This is a genomic window from Phycicoccus ginsengisoli (assembly GCF_054779295.1).
This window is the reverse complement of the sequence record NZ_BAAGYN010000005.1, coordinates 129,595-145,525: the sequence shown is the minus strand read 5'-3', so window position 1 is coordinate 145,525 and position 15,931 is coordinate 129,595. Positions and strand designations below refer to the sequence as shown.

16 protein-coding genes are annotated in these 15,931 nt (G+C 73.9%); 6 read left to right on the top strand and 10 right to left on the bottom strand.

Going from position 1 to position 15,931, the window contains the following annotated elements:
• The first annotated feature begins 17 nt into the window (after positions 1 to 17).
• Both ACYVDO_RS10055 and ACYVDO_RS10050 read left to right on the top strand, forming a co-directional pair.
• Positions 18 to 1,244: a sensor histidine kinase gene (locus ACYVDO_RS10055; RefSeq protein ID WP_460935339.1), complete on the top strand. Its 1,227-nt coding sequence runs from the start codon at positions 18 to 20 to the stop codon at positions 1,242 to 1,244.
• Positions 1,241 to 1,846, top strand: coding sequence for a response regulator (locus ACYVDO_RS10050; RefSeq protein ID WP_460935337.1), 606 nt, complete (start codon positions 1,241 to 1,243; stop codon positions 1,844 to 1,846). Before ACYVDO_RS10055 ends, ACYVDO_RS10050 begins: the two co-directional genes overlap by 4 nt.
• 108 nt (positions 1,847 to 1,954) lie before the next feature.
• Here the strand turns inward: ACYVDO_RS10050 and groL are convergent, their stop codons facing one another.
• The 10 genes from groL to ACYVDO_RS10000 all read right to left on the bottom strand — a co-directional run bounded on the left by groL (position 1,955) and on the right by ACYVDO_RS10000 (position 12,887).
• Positions 1,955 to 3,580, bottom strand: a complete 1,626-nt coding sequence (groL, locus tag ACYVDO_RS10045) for a chaperonin GroEL (protein WP_460935335.1) — start codon at positions 3,578 to 3,580, stop codon at positions 1,955 to 1,957.
• A 217-nt stretch (positions 3,581 to 3,797) separates the two neighbouring features.
• Positions 3,798 to 4,238: a phage tail protein gene (locus ACYVDO_RS10040; RefSeq protein ID WP_460935333.1), complete on the bottom strand. Its 441-nt coding sequence runs from the start codon at positions 4,236 to 4,238 to the stop codon at positions 3,798 to 3,800.
• Between the two features lie 284 nt (positions 4,239 to 4,522).
• Positions 4,523 to 7,540 (bottom strand): alpha-mannosidase, encoded by a 3,018-nt coding sequence (locus ACYVDO_RS10035; RefSeq protein ID WP_460935331.1) that lies wholly within the window; start codon positions 7,538 to 7,540, stop codon positions 4,523 to 4,525.
• A 52-nt stretch (positions 7,541 to 7,592) separates the two neighbouring features.
• Entirely contained in the window at positions 7,593 to 8,663 is a 1,071-nt protein-coding gene (locus tag ACYVDO_RS10030) for a P1 family peptidase (protein WP_460935329.1), read from the bottom strand.
• On the bottom strand, positions 8,663 to 9,070 hold the full coding sequence (locus ACYVDO_RS10025) for a VOC family protein (RefSeq protein ID WP_460935327.1): 408 nt from the start codon (positions 9,068 to 9,070) through the stop codon (positions 8,663 to 8,665). The genes ACYVDO_RS10030 and ACYVDO_RS10025 overlap by 1 nt, the downstream gene beginning before the upstream one ends.
• Complete coding sequence (locus ACYVDO_RS10020; protein ID WP_460935325.1) at positions 9,067 to 9,519, bottom strand: GNAT family N-acetyltransferase; 453 nt, start codon at positions 9,517 to 9,519, stop codon at positions 9,067 to 9,069. The genes ACYVDO_RS10025 and ACYVDO_RS10020 overlap by 4 nt, the downstream gene beginning before the upstream one ends.
• Before the next feature lie 254 nt (positions 9,520 to 9,773).
• Positions 9,774 to 10,064, bottom strand: a complete 291-nt coding sequence (locus ACYVDO_RS10015; RefSeq protein ID WP_460935323.1) for a DUF3263 domain-containing protein — start codon at positions 10,062 to 10,064, stop codon at positions 9,774 to 9,776.
• 129 nt (positions 10,065 to 10,193) lie between these two features.
• The gene (locus tag ACYVDO_RS10010; protein ID WP_460935321.1) at positions 10,194 to 10,730 is read right to left on the bottom strand and encodes a hypothetical protein; all 537 of its coding nucleotides are present in this window, start codon (positions 10,728 to 10,730) and stop codon (positions 10,194 to 10,196) included.
• A gap of 86 nt (positions 10,731 to 10,816) precedes the next feature.
• Entirely contained in the window at positions 10,817 to 12,187 is a 1,371-nt protein-coding gene (locus ACYVDO_RS10005; RefSeq protein WP_460935319.1) for a pyridoxal phosphate-dependent decarboxylase family protein, read from the bottom strand.
• 34 nt (positions 12,188 to 12,221) lie between these two features.
• Positions 12,222 to 12,887 (bottom strand): HAD family hydrolase, encoded by a 666-nt coding sequence (locus ACYVDO_RS10000; protein ID WP_460935317.1) that lies wholly within the window; start codon positions 12,885 to 12,887, stop codon positions 12,222 to 12,224.
• Between the two features lie 33 nt (positions 12,888 to 12,920).
• Here ACYVDO_RS10000 and ACYVDO_RS09995 point away from each other — a divergent pair, with 33 nt between their 5' ends.
• The 4 genes from ACYVDO_RS09995 to ACYVDO_RS09980 all read left to right on the top strand — a co-directional run bounded on the left by ACYVDO_RS09995 (position 12,921) and on the right by ACYVDO_RS09980 (position 15,818).
• Positions 12,921 to 13,892 carry a DUF389 domain-containing protein gene (locus ACYVDO_RS09995; RefSeq protein WP_460935315.1) on the top strand — a complete coding sequence of 324 codons (972 nt, stop codon included), beginning with the start codon at positions 12,921 to 12,923 and terminating at the stop codon, positions 13,890 to 13,892.
• 1 nt (position 13,893) lies between these two features.
• Entirely contained in the window at positions 13,894 to 14,208 is a 315-nt protein-coding gene (locus tag ACYVDO_RS09990; RefSeq protein WP_460935766.1) for an ArsR/SmtB family transcription factor, read from the top strand.
• 105 nt (positions 14,209 to 14,313) lie between these two features.
• Positions 14,314 to 14,991 (top strand): uracil-DNA glycosylase, encoded by a 678-nt coding sequence (locus ACYVDO_RS09985; RefSeq protein WP_460935313.1) that lies wholly within the window; start codon positions 14,314 to 14,316, stop codon positions 14,989 to 14,991.
• Positions 14,988 to 15,818, top strand: a complete 831-nt coding sequence (locus tag ACYVDO_RS09980) for an SGNH/GDSL hydrolase family protein (protein WP_460935311.1) — start codon at positions 14,988 to 14,990, stop codon at positions 15,816 to 15,818. The genes ACYVDO_RS09985 and ACYVDO_RS09980 overlap by 4 nt, the downstream gene beginning before the upstream one ends.
• Positions 15,819 to 15,931 lie beyond the last annotated feature (113 nt).

The window sequence follows — 15,931 nt, the reverse complement described above, 5'->3', positions numbered from 1 at the left end:
CGGCCACAATGTCCGGTATGCCGAGTCCTCCCGTCCGCGGTGCGTGGCCCCGCATGCCGCGCTGGGCGGGGGTGGCGTGGGCGTCGCTGTGGTGCGCCGGTCTGCTGGCTCCCTCGGTCGCCGCGCTCGGGGAGGCCCACCACCCCGTGTGGGCCGTCATCGACCTGGTCGTCGCCGGGTCGGCCTTCCTGCTCGCGACCGCGGACGCCGCCTCCGCGGCGGGTCCGCGCCGACCCTGGCTCTGGCCCGTCGTGGTGCTGCAGGCCCTTGCCACCGCCGGCCTCGTCGCCGACGGAGGCCTGCCCTGGGCGACGCTGCCCCTGCTGCTCGTCATCGCGGTGGGCGTGGCCGTCCCACTGCGGGTCGCCCCCTGGCTGGTCGTGGTCGTCGCGGTCGCGGCCGCCGTGACCGACCACGCGCGCGGTGCGGCCTGGGACGCCGCCCTGCTCTCGACCGGGCTCACGACGCTCCTGGCCGGGATGCTGACGTGCGCGTTCGGCTGGCTCGCCCTGGTCATCGCAGAGCTGCACCGCACGCGGGACGAGCTGTCACGCACGGCCGTCGCCGCCGAGCGGCTGCGGTTCTCGCGGGACCTGCACGACCTGCTGGGGCACAGCCTGTCGGTGGTGTCCGTCAAGGCCCAGGCGGCACAACGCGCGGTGCGGGCCGACCCGGCCGCCGCCGAGCAGCACGCGGCCGACATCGCCGCTCTGTCGCAGGAGGCGCTGCGTGAGGTCCGCGAGGCCGTGCAGGGCTACCGCGGGACCAGCCTCGACGCCGAGGTGGACCGCGCGGCCCAGTCGCTGCGCGCCGCCGGGATCGTCACGGAGGTGGAGCGCGGCGACCACGGCCTCGACCCGGCGCACGACGAGCTCCTCGCCTGGGTGGTCCGCGAGGGCGCGACGAACGTGCTGCGCCACGGGCGAGCGGCCCACGCGCGCATCCGGACCAGGACCGACCGCGAGGGCGTCACCGTGCTGATCGAGAACGACGGCGGCGGCCCCGACGCCGACGAGGACACCCTGACGGACTCCGGTGGCTCGCTGACCGGCTCGGGGCTGGTGGGGCTGCGGGAACGGCTGCTGATCGCCGGGGGTGAGCTCTCGACGCACGGCGACACGACCGGTTTCACGCTGTCGGTCCGGCTCCCCCACACCGACCACAGGGGCCGGCCGGCCACCCGCGGTCTGCGCACCCGGGTCGACAGCGGGTCACCTGCGCGGTCCCGGGAGGGGACGGCGTGACCACCCTGCTGCTGGCCGAGGACCAGGTGATGATGCGCGAGGCGCTAGCCACGCTGCTCGACCTCGAGCCGGACCTGTCCGTCGTCGGCCACGTCGGCCGGGGTGACGAGGTGCTCGCCGCCGTGCGGGAGCTCGGGCCCGATGTCGTCCTGCTCGACATCGAGATGCCGGGCCGGTCCGGCCTCGACGTGGCGGCCGACCTGCATGCCGCGGCCCCTGAGGTGCGGGTCGTCGTCGTGACGACGTTCGGGAGGCCGGGCTACCTGCGCCGGGCGCTCGACGCCGGGGTGCGCGGGTTCGTCGTCAAGGACGGCCCCGTCGAGGGGCTCGCCGACGCCGTCCGCCGGGTCGCCGCCGGGGAGGTCGTCATCGACCGCGCCCTGGCCGCCGACGCACTCGTGGCCGGGCCCGACCCGCTGACCGAGCGGGAGCGGGACGTGCTGCGCGAGAGTGCCGACGGCGCCACCGTGGCCGACATCGCGGCCGCCCTGCACCTGTCCGAGCAGACGGTGCGCAACTACCTGTCCGCCGCGATCGGCAAGACGGGCACCCGCAACCGGGCCGAGGCGGCCGCCGAGGCGCGCCACCGCGGCTGGCTCTGACCGCGCGGCAGCCAGCCACCCGGCATACCGGGGCATGCGGAAGGGCGGCCCACCCGGAGGTGAGCCGCCCTTGCGCGGATGCCGTGTGCGGCAGGTTCCTGAGCTGGCTCAGAAGCCCATGCCGCCCATCTCGTCGCCACCCGGTGCCATCGGCGCAGCCTTCTCGGGCTTGTCGGCGATGACGGCCTCGGTGGTGAGGAACAGTGCGGCGATCGACGCGGCGTTCTGCAGCGCGGAACGCGTCACCTTGGCCGGGTCGATGATGCCCGCGGCGATGAGGTCGACGTACTCGCCGGTGGCGGCGTTGAGGCCCCAGCCGGACTCGAGGTTGCTGACCTTCTCCGCCACGACGCCGCCCTCGAGACCGGCGTTGATCGCGATCTGCTTGAGCGGGGCCTCGATGGCGACCTTGACGATGTTCGCGCCGGTGGCCTCGTCACCCTCGAGCTCGAGCTTCTCGAACGCGGCCTTGCCCGCCTGGAGCAGGGCCACGCCACCACCGGCGACGATCCCCTCCTCGACGGCGGCCTTGGCGTTGCGCACGGCGTCCTCGATGCGGTGCTTGCGCTCCTTGAGCTCGACCTCGGTCGCGGCGCCGGCCTTGATGACTGCGACACCGCCGGCCAGCTTGGCCAGGCGCTCCTGCAGCTTCTCGCGGTCGTAGTCGCTGTCCGACTTCTCGATCTCGGCGCGGATCTGGTTGACGCGACCCTGGATCTGGTCGGCGTCGCCCGCACCCTCGACGATGGTCGTCTCGTCCTTGGTGACGACGACCTTGCGCGCACGGCCGAGCAGGTCGAGCTCCGCGGTGTCGAGCTTGAGGCCGACCTCCTCGGAGATGACCTGACCACCGGTGAGGATGGCGATGTCCGCCAGCATGGCCTTGCGGCGGTCACCGAAGCCCGGGGCCTTGACGGCGACGGACTTGAAGGTGCCGCGGATCTTGTTGACCACCAGGGTCGACAGGGCCTCTCCCTCGACGTCCTCGGAGATGATCAGCAGCGGCTTGCCGGACTGCATGACCTTCTCGAGCAGCGGGAGCAGGTCCTTGATGCCCGAGATCTTGGAGTTCACGACGAGGACGTAGGGGTCCTCCAGCACGGCCTCCATGCGCTCGGTGTCGGTCACGAAGTAGTGGCTGATGTAGCCCTTGTCGAAGCGCATGCCCTCGGTGAGCTCGAGCTCGAGGCCGAAGGTGTTGGACTCCTCGACGGTGATGACGCCTTCCTTGCCGACCTTGTCCATGGCCTCGGCGATCATCTCGCCGATCTGGGGGTCAGCAGCGGAGATCGAGGCGGTGGAGGCGATCTGCTCCTTGGTCTCGACGTCCTTGGCCATCTCGAGCAGCTGGGTGGAGACGGCCTCGGTGGCCGCCTCGATGCCGCGCTTGAGGGCCATCGGGTTGGCGCCGGCCGCGACGTTGCGCAGGCCCTCCTTGACGAGGGCCTGGGCCAGCACGGTGGCGGTGGTGGTGCCGTCGCCCGCGACGTCGTCGGTCTTCTTGGCGACCTCCTTGACGAGCTCGGCGCCGATCTTCTCGTACGGGTCGTCGAGCTCGATCTCCTTGGCGATGGACACGCCATCGTTGGTGATCGTGGGGGCACCCCACTTCTTCTCGAGGACGACGTTGCGGCCCTTCGGGCCGAGGGTGACGCGGACGGCGTCGGCGAGGATGTTCATGCCCCGCTCGAGCCCGCGCCGAGCCTCTTCATCGAAAGCGATGATCTTGGCCATTCGGGTGGTTCCTCCCACGCGAAACGATGTGACGGCCAGCGGGTGCCCGCGACGGACGGACCGGCACGCACGGCTCATGTCTTCCGCGCATCCCGGACCTCACCTTGACTGGCCAGGATTGTCACTCTCGGGGTGAGAGTGCTAACGCCATTATTGGCACTCTCGGGTGGAGAGTGCAAACGGCGGCACGGGGCCGCCGCGCCCGACCGAGCCCCGCTCAGGTGGCCTCGACGTCCATCGAGTCGAAGACCAGCTCCACCGTCTCGAGCACCAGCTCGTTCGACGCCGCCACCAGCGGGGAGACGCGGTATGCCGCGGGGAACGCATTGCGGAAGCGCCAGGCCAGGACCGGGGACCGGGTCGCGTCCAGCAGCCGGACGCGCACGTCGCGGTCCACGTGCGGGTCGCCGTCGCGGGCGGCCTTCCACCACGTCCACAGCGACAGGTCGGAGGTCAGGCTCCGCGTGAGCACGAGCCGCGAGTACCCGGCGCGACCCGGCTGCATGCGCGGCTCGTTGCTCCGGTCGGTGCCCGAACGGTACGCGACCTCGTCGACGTGCGCGACCGGGAGGTCCACGCGGGAGAAGCGGACCTCCTCGCCCGTGCCGAGGTCGACGGTGAAGTCCGAGCCCTCATAGGGGTCCGTGGGAGCGGCCATGCCCCAGCGTGGCAGGTCCCACGGCACCCGGTCGAGGACGTCGGGGTGCAGTCGCGGACAACCACGGACAAACCGACCACCCCGGCGCCCAGGCTCGCCACACCGTGGGAATCGGTTCCGCGCGGGCCCGTTTCTCGCCCCCGGAGCCGCTCGCCCGTGGGAATCTGTTCCGCGCGGGCCCGTTTCTCGCCCCCGGAGCCGCTCGCCCGTGGGAATCTGTTCCGCGCGGGCTGGTTTCGCCGCGCCGCGGCCCGTGCGGGGCCCCGGCGTCGACGGCCTACCCCTCAGCCGCGGGGGAAGCGCAGGGTCACGACCTGGAAGGGCCGCAGCGCCAGCGACACGCCCTGCTCCGACCCGTCGTCCGCGACGCCGTCCGTGGGCAGGGGTCGCTCGAGCAGGTCCACGGCACACGCACCGGAGTGCTCGAACCCGGCCCGCACCCGCGCGACGCACCGCCGGCCCAGCGCCTCGTAGAGCCGCACGACCACGTCGCCGGACCCGTCGTCGGCGAGCTTGACCGCCTCGACGAGCACGCCGGCGCCCTCCACCGCCACAAGCGGCTCGACCGGTGTCCCGCTGCCGCGCACGACCCGCACCGGCAGGTTGACCCGGTAGCCCTCACGGACCGCGTCGGCGATCGCGGCACCCGGCACGAGCGCGTACCGCATCCGGTGCACCCCGAGGTCGGCGTGCGGGTCGGGGCTCTGCGGCGCGCGGAGCAGCGACAGCCGGACGCAGGTGCTCGTGCCGCCGCCCTCGCGCTCGCGCCGGGTCACGTCGTGGCCGTACGTCGAGTCGTTGACGACGGCCGCGCCGTACCCCGGCTCGCCGACGTGCACCCAGCGGTGCGCGCAGATCTCGAACTTCGCCGCGTCCCACGAGGTGTTGGTGTGGGTCGGCCGGTGCACGTGCCCGAACTGGACCTCCGACGTCGAGCGCTCGGTCGTGACGTCGAGGTCGAACGCCGCCTTGAGGACCTGTTCCCGCTCGCGCCAGTCCACCTGCGTGTCGACGTCGACCCGCGGCTCACCGACGGGCAGCGTCACGAGCTGGGTCACGGTCGAGGACCCGAACCGCCGCACGACTCGCACACCCGCTTCGACCTGCTCGACCGACTCGGCCTCGTCGAGGTCGCGGACGGCGTTGCGGTAGAAGGCATCCACGTCCCAGGCGTCCCACCTGTTCGGGGTGTCGGGGTGGATCTGGAGCAGGTTCCCGGCCGACCCGGGCGCCAGCACCTCACGCCCCGACGCGGCGTCGACGACCGACACCAGCAGGCCGCGGGCGTCGAGCCTGGCCGTGACGAGCCCGTTGTCGAGCACCCACCCGTCGCCGTCCGCCAGCACCTGCACCTCGACCCGGGGCGGGTCGGCGGCCCCGGCCCCGAGGGCGGGAACCCCGGACCGCTCGTGCGGCGCCGCGTTGAACGCCACCTCCACGTCGCCGTCGCCCGCCAGGGCGGCCTGCCCACGCGCGATCATCGCTTCGAGCTCGGCCTCCACCGCGGCATACGCCTCAACCGCCTGGCGGTGCACCCACGCGATGGACGAGCCGGGGAGGATGTCGTGGAACTGGTTGAGCAGCACCACCTTCCAGAGCCGGTCCAGGTCCTCGAGCGGGTATGCCGCGCCGGTCCGGACGGCGGCCGTGGCCGCCCAGAGCTCGGCCTCGCGCAGCAGGTGCTCGCTGCGGCGGTTGCCCTGCTTGGTGCGGGCCTGGGAGGTGTAGGTGCCGCGGTGGAACTCGAGGTACAGCTCGCCCACCCACACCGGCGCGTCCGGGTACTCCGCCTCGGCCGCCTCGAAGAATGCGTCCGGGCGCTCGACCTCGACCCGCGGGGAGCCGTCGAGGTCCCGCAGGCGCGCGGCCCGCGCGAGCATCTCGCGCGTGGGCCCACCACCGCCGTCGCCCCACCCGAACGGCAGCAGCGACCGCGTGGCCGCCCCCTTGTCGGCGAAGTTCCTTGCTGCGTGGGCCAGCTCGGCGCCCGAGACCTCCGAGTTGTAGGTGTCGGCCGGCGGGAAGTGGGTGAAGACCCTCGTGCCGTCCAGGCCCTCCCACCGGAACGTGTGGTGCGGGAACCGGTTCGTGGTGTTCCAGGAGATCTTCTGGGTGAGGAACCACCGCGACCCCGACAGCGCCACGAGCTGCGGCATGGCGGCGGTGTAGCCGAAGGAGTCCGGGAGCCACACCTCGCGGGTCTCGACGCCGAGCTCGTCGAGGAAGAAGCGCTTGCCGTGGTTGAGCTGGCGCACCAGCGCCTCACCGCCCGGCATGTTCGTGTCGGACTCCACCCACATCCCGCCTACCGGCACGAACCGTCCCTCGCGCACCCGCTCCACGACGCGCTCCCACACCGCGGGCCGGTGCTCCTTGAGCCAGGCGAACTGCTGAGCCGACGACATCGCGTGGACGAGGTCGGGGTGGCGGTCCATGAGGTCGACGACGTTCGCGCAGGTGCGCGCGACCTTGCGCACGGTCTCGCGCACGGGCCACAGCCACGCCGAGTCGATGTGGGCGTGGCCGACGGCCGAGATGCGGTGGGCGCTCGCGCGCGCGGGCGACGCGAAGGCTTCGGTGAGCTCGGCGCGGGCGGCGGGCGCCGTCCCGGCGATGTCGGCCACGTCGACCCGGTCCAGCGCCCGGTCGATGGCCCGGAGCAGCTCCCAGCGGCGCGCGTCCTCCAGTGGCAGCTCCGCCGCGAGCTGCCCGAGCACCTCGAGGTCCTGCTGCAGCTCCCAGACCTCCTGCTCGAACACCGCGAGCTCGGCCCGGACCACCCGGTACAGCGGCTCGTCGCCGGCGGTCTCCGGGTCGCCGAGGGGGTTGGGCTGGAACGCGAAGCCGGGACCGCCCAGCAGCATCGGGTTCGACCCCGCCTCCACGTAGAGCTCGACGGCCTCGCCGGCCGTCGCCTCGTCCGCCACGCGCACCCACTGGGTGCGCGGGTTGAGTCCCTTGACCGGGGTGCCGTCGGCGCGGTGGACGAGGCCCTCGGCGTGGAACCCGGTCCAGTCCGGGTCGAAGCCGAGGTCCAGCCGCAGGTCCACCACCCGTCCGGCGTGCCGCTCGGGCACCGTGCCGCGCACGCGCCACCACGTCGTGCCCCACGGCGCCCCCCAGCGCTGCCCCACCTGCGCCGGCGCGTAGGCCGCGGCCAGTCCCTCGGCCACCGGCACCGGCTCGCCCGGCGCCTCCCAGCACGCGAGCTGCACGGGCTCCGGCTCGCACCAGACCGCCTCCGCGATCCGCCCGAGCATGCGGGCCAGCCGGCCCTCGATGAGCCGCCGGTCGTCGTGCATCAGTCTCCTCGGGGTCGGGTGCGGGACGTGGCAGGTGGGTTGGGGGCCAGGCTCAGCCGCGGTGCGGGCGGACCGCGGAGGGGAAGGCGTCGCGGTAGGACCGCAGCTCGCCGTCGGCGGTCGTCGTGGTCGTCGCGGCGAGCAGGGCGTGCCCGACGGCCCGGGTCACGCAGTCCCCCGCGGCCACCATCAGGGCGTGCAGGGCGGGCAGGTCAGGCGCCGGCCGGGCGCCGGACGCCAGCGTGAAGAGGGCGTCTCCGTCGAGGAGCGTGTGCACGGGGTGGATCGCGCGGGCCAGTCCGTCGTGGCCCAGCCCGCTGACCTTCTGGCACTGCCCCTTGGTCAGGGTGGCGTCGGTGGCGATGACGCCGATGGTCGTGGCCGTGCCGGGCCGGATCGGCCGGTCCGCGTATGCCGCGGCGGCGCGTCCGCGAGCGGCCTCCACGTCGGTCGGGTCGGGTGGGGCGAGGGCGGCGAACTCGTCCCCGAGGCCGAGGCGCGTCGCGTACGGCTCGCCGGTCGCCGGGTCGACCGCGTCACCGAGGGCGTTGACGGCCACGAGGGCCGCCACGGTCGTGCCGTCCTCGAGCACGGCGCTCGCCGAGCCCACGCCGCCCTTGAGGCCGCCGACCTTCGCGCCCGTCCCCGCACCGACGCAGCCGAGCGGCACTGGGGTCCGCTTGTGCTCGGCACCGGCCAGCGCGTCGTCGAAGGCGACAGCACCGTCCTCCGCGGTCGGCGTCGCCGTGAAGTCGCCTCCGCGCCCGAGGTCGAACAGCACGGCCGCCGGCACGATCGGGACCACCTGCCCCGGCGCGCCCATCGGCCAGCCGCGCCCCGCGGCATACAGCCGCCGCATGACAGCGTCGACGGCGGCCAGCCCGAACGCGCTGCCCCCGGTGAGCACCACCGCGTCGACCCGGTCGACGAGGTTGCGGGGGTCGAGCAGGTCGGTCTCGCGGGTGCCGGGGGCACCACCGCGCACGTCGACGCCGCCGACCGCGCCGCCCTCGGGCGCCAGCACGACAGTGGTGCCGGTGAGCCAGCCTTCGCCGGTGCGCGTGGCGTGCCCGACCCGGAAGCCGGGCACGTCGGTGAGGGTGTTGGTGACCCCGGGCCGCATCACTCGTCGCTCGCGTCGATGACGCAGAAGCGGTTGCCGTCGGGGTCCTCCAGCACGACGTAGTCGTACTCCTCGCCCTCGGGGTACGGCCAGTCCTCGACCCGCCGCGCACCGAGCCCCACGAGCCGGTCCACCTCGGCGGCCTGGTCGCGGGCGTAGAGGTCGAGGTGGACGTGCGGGACGGGGTCGGGGCGGGTGCCGCCGGCGTTGAGCGAGAGGTTCGGGCCGTCGCCGGCACCGGTGAGGATCACCCAGTCCGGCTCGGGGGCGTACTTGGGGCGGTAGCCCAGGGCCGGGCCCCAGAACGCCGTCGCGGCGGGGACGTCCGAGACGTTGAGCACGACGGAGCCGATCCGCAGCCGAGACGGTGCCAGGGCGGCGTCGGGGTCGGGGTCGGGGTCGGTCACCGCAGCTCCATCCGGTAGGCGGCCTCGTCGGCGCTGAACCCCACCCGCTCGACCATGGGCCGGGTGTGCGGTCCGGCGCTCATCCGCACCCGGGCGAAATCCCCGTCGCGCGCCCACTGGGCAGCCGCCGCCAGGAGGCGTTCGCCCACCCCGATGCCCCGGTGCGAGGTGCGGACGAAGAAGGTCTCGACGACCAGCTCGGGCTCCGGCGGCGTCAGCGGGCGGGGCAGCGGCTCGACCACCCGTGCCTGGAGGAAGCCGGCGTGGTCCTCGTCCGCCTCCGCCAGCCACACCGGGAGGTGCCGCTGGTCCGCGAGCCAGGTCCGGGCATACCGGTCGAGGAAGCCGGGCTCCCCCACCCCGCCGCGGTGGATGGCGCACTGCAGCGCCAGCGCCGCCACCACGAGCGCGTCGTCGGCACCGGCCGCCCGGATCCGCACCTCACCCACGTCCCGCAGTCAAGCACGCCCGGCCGCCCGCGACACGCGCAAACCAACGGTTGTCCGACTTCCCACGCCCTGACAACCCGCGGTATGCCGCGCAACCGTTGGTTTGCTGGGTCAGGGTGAGAGGGCGGTATACCGGGCCGGCGCCCCTCCGCGGGGGTATGCCGGGCCGGCGCCCCTCCGCGGGGGTGTGCCGGGCGGACGCAGCAACGCCCGTCCAGCCTGGTGCAGGGACGGGCGTGGCTGGTCCGGAGGGGCTACAGCTGGATGCCGAGCCGTCGGGCGCTGCGGGCCCGCTGGCGCGACGCGCGCAGCCGGCGCAGTCGCTTGATGAGCATGGGGTCGGCCTCGAGCGCCGCCGGGGAGTCGATGAGCGCGTTGAGCACCTGGTAGTAGCGGGTCGCGCTCATGTCGAACAGGTCGCGGATGGCCTGCTCCTTGGCGCCGGCGTACTTCCACCACTGGCGCTCGAAGGCGATGATCTCGCGGTCACGCTCGCTCAGCTCGATGGCGGGGCTCGCGTGGTCCTGCTCGTGTGCCGCGTTCACTCTCGGGTCTCGTCCTTCATCGCCGTGTGGTGCCGTCCGTGCGGACCCAACTATACGGAGCGAATCACACGCTTGTCATTCCGTTCGGGCGATCGCGTGGGCGCGTCCGGACCGCTCCGGAACCACCCGTCACACGGGCCCCGACAGCCTCTCCCGACCCCGCACCCGGGGCGCCTCGGACGCCGACCGCCGTGCCAGGTCGCCCCTCATCGAGGGGGTGAACGGCAGCAGCAGGAGCAGCAGCCCGACCGCGCCGTAGATCACGTGGAAGAAGGAGAACGGGATCCACACGAGCTCCAGGCCGATCCAGACGACCTGTCCCAGGCCCAGCAGGACGGACGCCAGCCACGACCAGTGCCGACCCGTCAGCCTCCGCACCCCCCGGGTCCAGCCCCACTCGACGCGGGTCCGCAGGCCCCACCGGGCGACGAACGAGCCCACCCCGAACCCGAGGCCGAGCACCAGGCCGGGCACCACCCAGTTGTCGATGAGGGGGATCCGGTCGAGCCACTCCCGTGGGAACCACGAGTCGAGGCCGAGGACCTGCGCGGCGACGAACGCCGCTCCACCCGCAGTCGCGGTGATCCCGAGGAACAGCAGCACCGCCAGCACGACGCGCTCGGTCAGCGGACGGTGGGACAGGTGGCTGCGGTGGCGTGCCGGCATGGGAGCGACCTCCTCGCCACCACGCTCGCCGCCGCGGGACCCGCCCGGGCAGGGCCCTAGGTCCCCGACGCGTCAGGCGGAGCGCCTCAGGCCATGGTGTCGAGGATGGCGACGATGTCCTCCTCGGACGTCCTCGGGTTGACGATCGCGAACCGGGTCAGCGTCTCCCCCAGGTGCGAGGTCGGCACCACGAACGCGAACTCCTCGGCGAGCAGCCGGTCCGACCACTCCTGGTACTGCGCCGCCGTCCAGCCCAGCCGCCGCAGCACCACGACCGACAGGTCGGGCTCGCGGACGACCTCGACGTAGTCGCGGCGCCCGATCTCCTCGGCTGCGAACCGCGTCACCTCCAGCGTCCGCTCGACGGCGTCACGGTAGGCGTCGGTGCCGTGGGTCGCGAGGCTGAACCAGAACGGCAGCCCGCGGGCCCGGCGGGTCAGGCCCACCGAGTAGTCGGTGGGGTTCCAGTCGGGTGCCGCGGTGAGGACGTCGAGGTACGACGCGTGCTGGGTGTGCGCGGCCCGCGCCGCCGTGGGCTGGCGGTAGATGAGGGCGCAGCAGTCGAACGGCGCGAAGAGCCACTTGTGGGGGTCGACGATGAACGAGTCGCAGTGCTCGATGCCCTCGTAGAGGTGGCGTACCGACGGCGCGGCCAGCCCCGCGCCGCCGTACGCGCCGTCGACGTGGAACCAGATGCCGAACTCGCGGCAGACGGCCGCCACGGACGCGAGGTCGTCGACGATCCCGAAGTTCGTGGTGCCGGCGGTGGCCACGACGGCGAAGAACGTCTCCGGGCCGTGCTCGACGAGCTGTTCGCGCAGGGCCGCACCGGTGAGCCGGCCGTCGGCGTCGACCTCCACGCCGACCAGCTCGGCGTCCATGACGTCGCAGGCGGACTGGATGGACGAGTGGGCACCGTGGGTCGCGGCGACCCGCCAGGGCCGGCCACCCGTGCCCGTGCGGCCCTGCTGGGCGGCGTTCATCCGGGCGGTGTGCCGGGCCGCGACGAGCGCCGACAGGTTGCCGATGGTGCCGCCGGGCACGAAGACGCCGCCCGCCTCCGGCGGCAGGCCGACGAGGTTCGCGATCCAGCGCAGGGCCTGGTTCTCGGCATACACCGCGCCCGCTCCCTCGAGCCACGAGCCGCCGTAGATCGACGACGCGCCGACGACGAGGTCGAACATCGCGGAGGCCTCGGTCGGCGCGCACGGGATGAAGGAGAGGTAGCGCGGGTGGTCGGTGGAGATGCACGCGGGGGCGAGGTCCTCCTCGAACAGCCTCAGCGCCGCGAGCCCGCCGATCCCCTCGGCGGTGATGGTCTGGCCCGCCTTCGCGTCGAGCTCCGCCAGGGTCCGCGGCCCGTCGAGCGGCACCGGGTCGAGCTTCAGCCGGTCCGCCGAGTAGGCCAGGATCGCGTCGCCGAGGACCTCGAGCTGCTTGTCGCTGTAGCCGTGCACGGCGCGAGTCTAGGCCCGGCCTCGTACGGTCCGACTACGCCTGCCCGGCCCCGCCCGGCGGCACCAGCAGGGCCTCGCGCAGGCCCGTCACGTCGGCGACCACGGCGTCCGGCCCGGCGGCGGTCAGGGCCGCCTCGTCGCCGGCGCCCCAGGTGACGGCCACCGCACCCATGCCCGCCGCGCGCGCAGCCTGGATGTCGACCGTCGCGTCGCCGACGTAGACGCACTCGGACACGCTCACCGCGAGGCGCTCCGCGGCATACAGCAGGGGTGCCGGGTGGGGCTTGTGGTGGTCGGTCTCCTCCTGGCCGGCCACGACGTCGATGACGCCGTCGAGCCCGACCGCGCGCAGCCCGAGGCGCACGGTCTCGGCCTTCTTGGAGGAGACGACGCCGGTCCGGGCCCCACGGTCGTGCAGCTCGGCCAGCAGCTCGGGCACCCCCTCGACGCGGCGGATCAGGTCGTCGTGGTGGGCCAGGTTCCAGCGCCGGTAGACGTCGGTGAGGTGGGTCCCCCTGCCGGGGTAGCGCTCCTCGAGCACGGGCTCCAGCGGGCGGCCGATCCAGGAGAGCACCTCGGCCTCCTCGACCACCTCGCCGAGCGTGCCGAGCGCGTGGTGGTAGCTCGCGACGATGAGCGGGATGGTGTCGGCCAGGGTGCCGTCGAAGTCGAACAGGACGACGGGCCAGCGCGGAGTCACGGCACCGAGCCTAGGCTGCGGCACACTGGCGCCATGCTGCACCTGCGCATCTCGGTCACCGAGGAGCTGGCCGACGACGTGCTGGCCGCCCTGGGCGACGACCCGGCGGTGAGCAGCATCGCCTCGGTCCGCGGCGCGTCCATCAAGCCGCGGGGGGACCTCGTCTTCGCCGACGTGGCCCGGGAGGCGGCCAACGACATCGTCGACCGGCTGCGCGCCCTCGGCGTCCAGGACGAGGGCACGATCCACATCGAACCCGTGACGTCGTGGCTCTCCCGGACGGGGCTCGAGGCGGAGCAACGGGCCCCCGGCAGTGGCGCCGACTCGGTGGTCTGGGCGGAGGTGACCCAGCGGGCCATCGAGGACTCCGAGACCAACTGGACGTTCATGTCCTTCATGGTGCTCGCCACCCTGATCGCGGCCGTGGCCATCGTGCTGGACTCCCCGGTCCTCGTGGTGGGGGCGATGATCCTCGGCCCGGAGTTCGGGCCGATCGCGGCGCTCGGGCTGTCCCTCGTGCGGCGGCGGTACGGCCTGCTGCGCCGGGCGGTGCGTGCGCTCACCCTGGGGTTCGGCACCGCCATCGCCGTCACCTTCCTCGCCGGGCTCGCGGCGGGCGGCCTGGGGTGGGTGACCGCCCACGACCTGACGGGGTCGCGACCGGACACCAAGTTCATCTACTCCCCGGACCAGTGGTCCTTCCTCGTGGCCGTCGTCGCCGCGGCGGCCGGCGTGCTGTCGATGACGTCCTCGCGGGTGGGCGGCCTGTCGGGGGTGTTCGTCTCGGTGACCACCATCCCCGCGGCGGGCAACATCGGGCTCGGCCTGGCGTTCGGCGCCTGGCAGGAGGTGCGCGGCAGCGCGCTGCAGCTCGTCATCAACCTGACCGGGATGGCGCTGGCCGGGTGGCTCGCCCTGGCCCTGCAGCAGGTGGTGTGGTCGCGGGTGTCCGAGCGCCGCGCCCGGCTCGCGCGCCGCCTGCGCACCCCCTCCGGCATCGACTAGCATCGATGTCGTGAGCGGATCCCTCGCGGGTGGCGAGGTCTGGGACGCCGAGCAGGCCGAACGGACCGCCCGGCTGCTCAAGGCGGTCGCCGACCCCGCCAGGCTGCGGCTGCTGTCGCTCATCGCCGCGGCCAAGGACCAGGAGGCGTGCGTCCTCGACCTGACGCCGGCGGTGGGCCTGGGCCAGCCGACCGTCAGCCACCACCTCCGCGTGCTCACCGAGGCCGGCCTGCTCACCCGCGAGCGCCGCGGTGCGTGGGCGTGGTTCCGGCTGGTGCCCGCGCGGCTCGAGGAGCTGGCGGCGATCTTCCACTGACCGGGGGCCCGACGGCCGGCGGGCTGCCAGCCGGGGTCCGACGGCCGCGGCCCGACCGCCGGGGTCAGGTGCGTCCCGAGGGCGGGGCCCGGCTAGGTTGCCGGTATGCCGCCTGCTCCCCTCACCGAGCTCGTCCACCCCTCGTGGGCGGCGGCGCTGGAGCCGGTGGCGGGCACCGTGGGTGAGCTCGGCGAGTTCCTGCGCGAGGAGGTCGCCGCGGGCAGGGGTTACCTGCCCGCCGGGGGCCACGTCCTGCGGGCCTTCGAGCAGCCGCTCGACTCGGTCCGGGTGCTGGTCGTCGGCCAGGACCCGTACCCCACGCCCGGTCACGCCGTGGGTCTGTCGTTCTCCGTCGCGCCGGACGTGAAGCCCATCCCCCGCTCGCTGGTCAACATCTACACCGAGCTGCAGGCCGACCTCGGCGTGCCCGCCCCCACGACCGGCGACCTGTCCCCGTGGGCCGACCGCGGCGTGCTGCTGCTCAACCGGGTCCTCACCGTCCGCCCCGGCAAGCCCGCCAGCCACCGCGGCAAGGGCTGGGAGGCGGTCACCGCGGCCGCCATCACGGCCCTCGTGGAACGCGGCGGCCCGCTGGTCGCGATCCTCTGGGGCCGTGACGCCCGCAACCTCGTCCCGCACCTCGGCGGCACCCCGTGCGTCGAGAGCGCCCACCCCTCACCGCTGTCGGCCCACTCCGGGTTCTTCGGCTCGCGCCCGTTCAGCCGGGCCAACGAGCTGCTGGTCCAGCAGGGCGCCGACCCCATCGACTGGAGGCTCCCGTGAGCGACGACGCCATCGACCGCGCCGACCAGACCCACCTGCCCGAGCGGGGCAGGGTGTGGCACCGCTACGTCGCGATCGGCGACTCCTTCACCGAGGGCATGTCCGACGAGGACCCGTCCCGGCCCGGCGCGTACGTCGGGTGGGCCGACCGGCTCGCGACCCACCTGTCGGAGCTGGCGTCCGGCGACCTCACCTACGCCAACCTGGCGGTGCGGGGCCGGCTGCTGGCCGACGTCGTCGGGCCACAGCTCGAGGCGGCGCTGGCCCTCGGGCCCGACCTGGTCTCGATGGTGGGCGGGGGCAACGACATCCTCCGGCCGCGCGCCGACCTCGACGCGATCGCCGGCCGGCTGGAGACCGCGGTGGTGCGCATCCGGGCGACCGGGGCCGACGTCCTGCTCGCCACCCCGACCGACCCGGTCGGCGCCCCCGTGCTCAAGCACCTGCGCGGGCGGCACGCGATCCACTCCGCCAACGTCTTCAGCATCGCCCAGCAGCACGGCTGCTACGTCATCAACCAGTGGGGCATGCGCGCGCTGCAGGACTGGCGGCTGTGGTCCGAGGACCGCATCCACATGACGGCGGAGGGACACCGCCGGGTCGCGCTCAACGCCCTCTCCGCGCTCGGGCACGAGACCGACCGCGAGGACTGGTCCACCCCGCTGCCGCCGCCCGAGCCGGTCGGCCGGCGCGAGGCCGTGGCCGCCAACGCCGACTGGGCCCGCACCCACCTCGCACCGTGGGTCCAGCGGCGCCTGCGCGGCCAGTCCTCCGGCGACACCGTCACGGCCAAGCGCCCCCAGCTGCGCCCCGTCGACCCCGCCTGACCGCCCCGCCCCTCCCGGGAGAAGTGCCCACCCTCCGGCTGGCGGGGGAACCTTCCCGCCGGATCCGGAGAAGTGCCCTTTCTGCGGGGTGGGGGCGCTCACCTGCGCGGTGC

Bases quoted from the DNA above. Each gene is read 5' to 3' on its own strand.
- ACYVDO_RS10055 (WP_460935339.1), top strand. From the start codon at position 18: ATGCCGAGTCCTCCCGTCCGCGGTGCGTGGCCCCGCATGCCGCGCTGG.
- ACYVDO_RS10040 (WP_460935333.1), bottom strand. From the start codon at position 4,238: ATGGCCGCTCCCACGGACCCCTATGAGGGCTCGGACTTCACCGTCGAC.
- ACYVDO_RS10035 (WP_460935331.1), bottom strand. From the start codon at position 7,540: ATGCACGACGACCGGCGGCTCATCGAGGGCCGGCTGGCCCGCATGCTC.
- groL (WP_460935335.1), bottom strand. From the start codon at position 3,580: ATGGCCAAGATCATCGCTTTCGATGAAGAGGCTCGGCGCGGGCTCGAG.
- ACYVDO_RS09985 (WP_460935313.1), top strand. From the start codon at position 14,314: ATGCCGCCTGCTCCCCTCACCGAGCTCGTCCACCCCTCGTGGGCGGCG.
- ACYVDO_RS09995 (WP_460935315.1), top strand. From the start codon at position 12,921: ATGCTGCACCTGCGCATCTCGGTCACCGAGGAGCTGGCCGACGACGTG.
- ACYVDO_RS10010 (WP_460935321.1), bottom strand. From the start codon at position 10,730: ATGCCGGCACGCCACCGCAGCCACCTGTCCCACCGTCCGCTGACCGAG.
- ACYVDO_RS10030 (WP_460935329.1), bottom strand. From the start codon at position 8,663: ATGCGGCCCGGGGTCACCAACACCCTCACCGACGTGCCCGGCTTCCGG.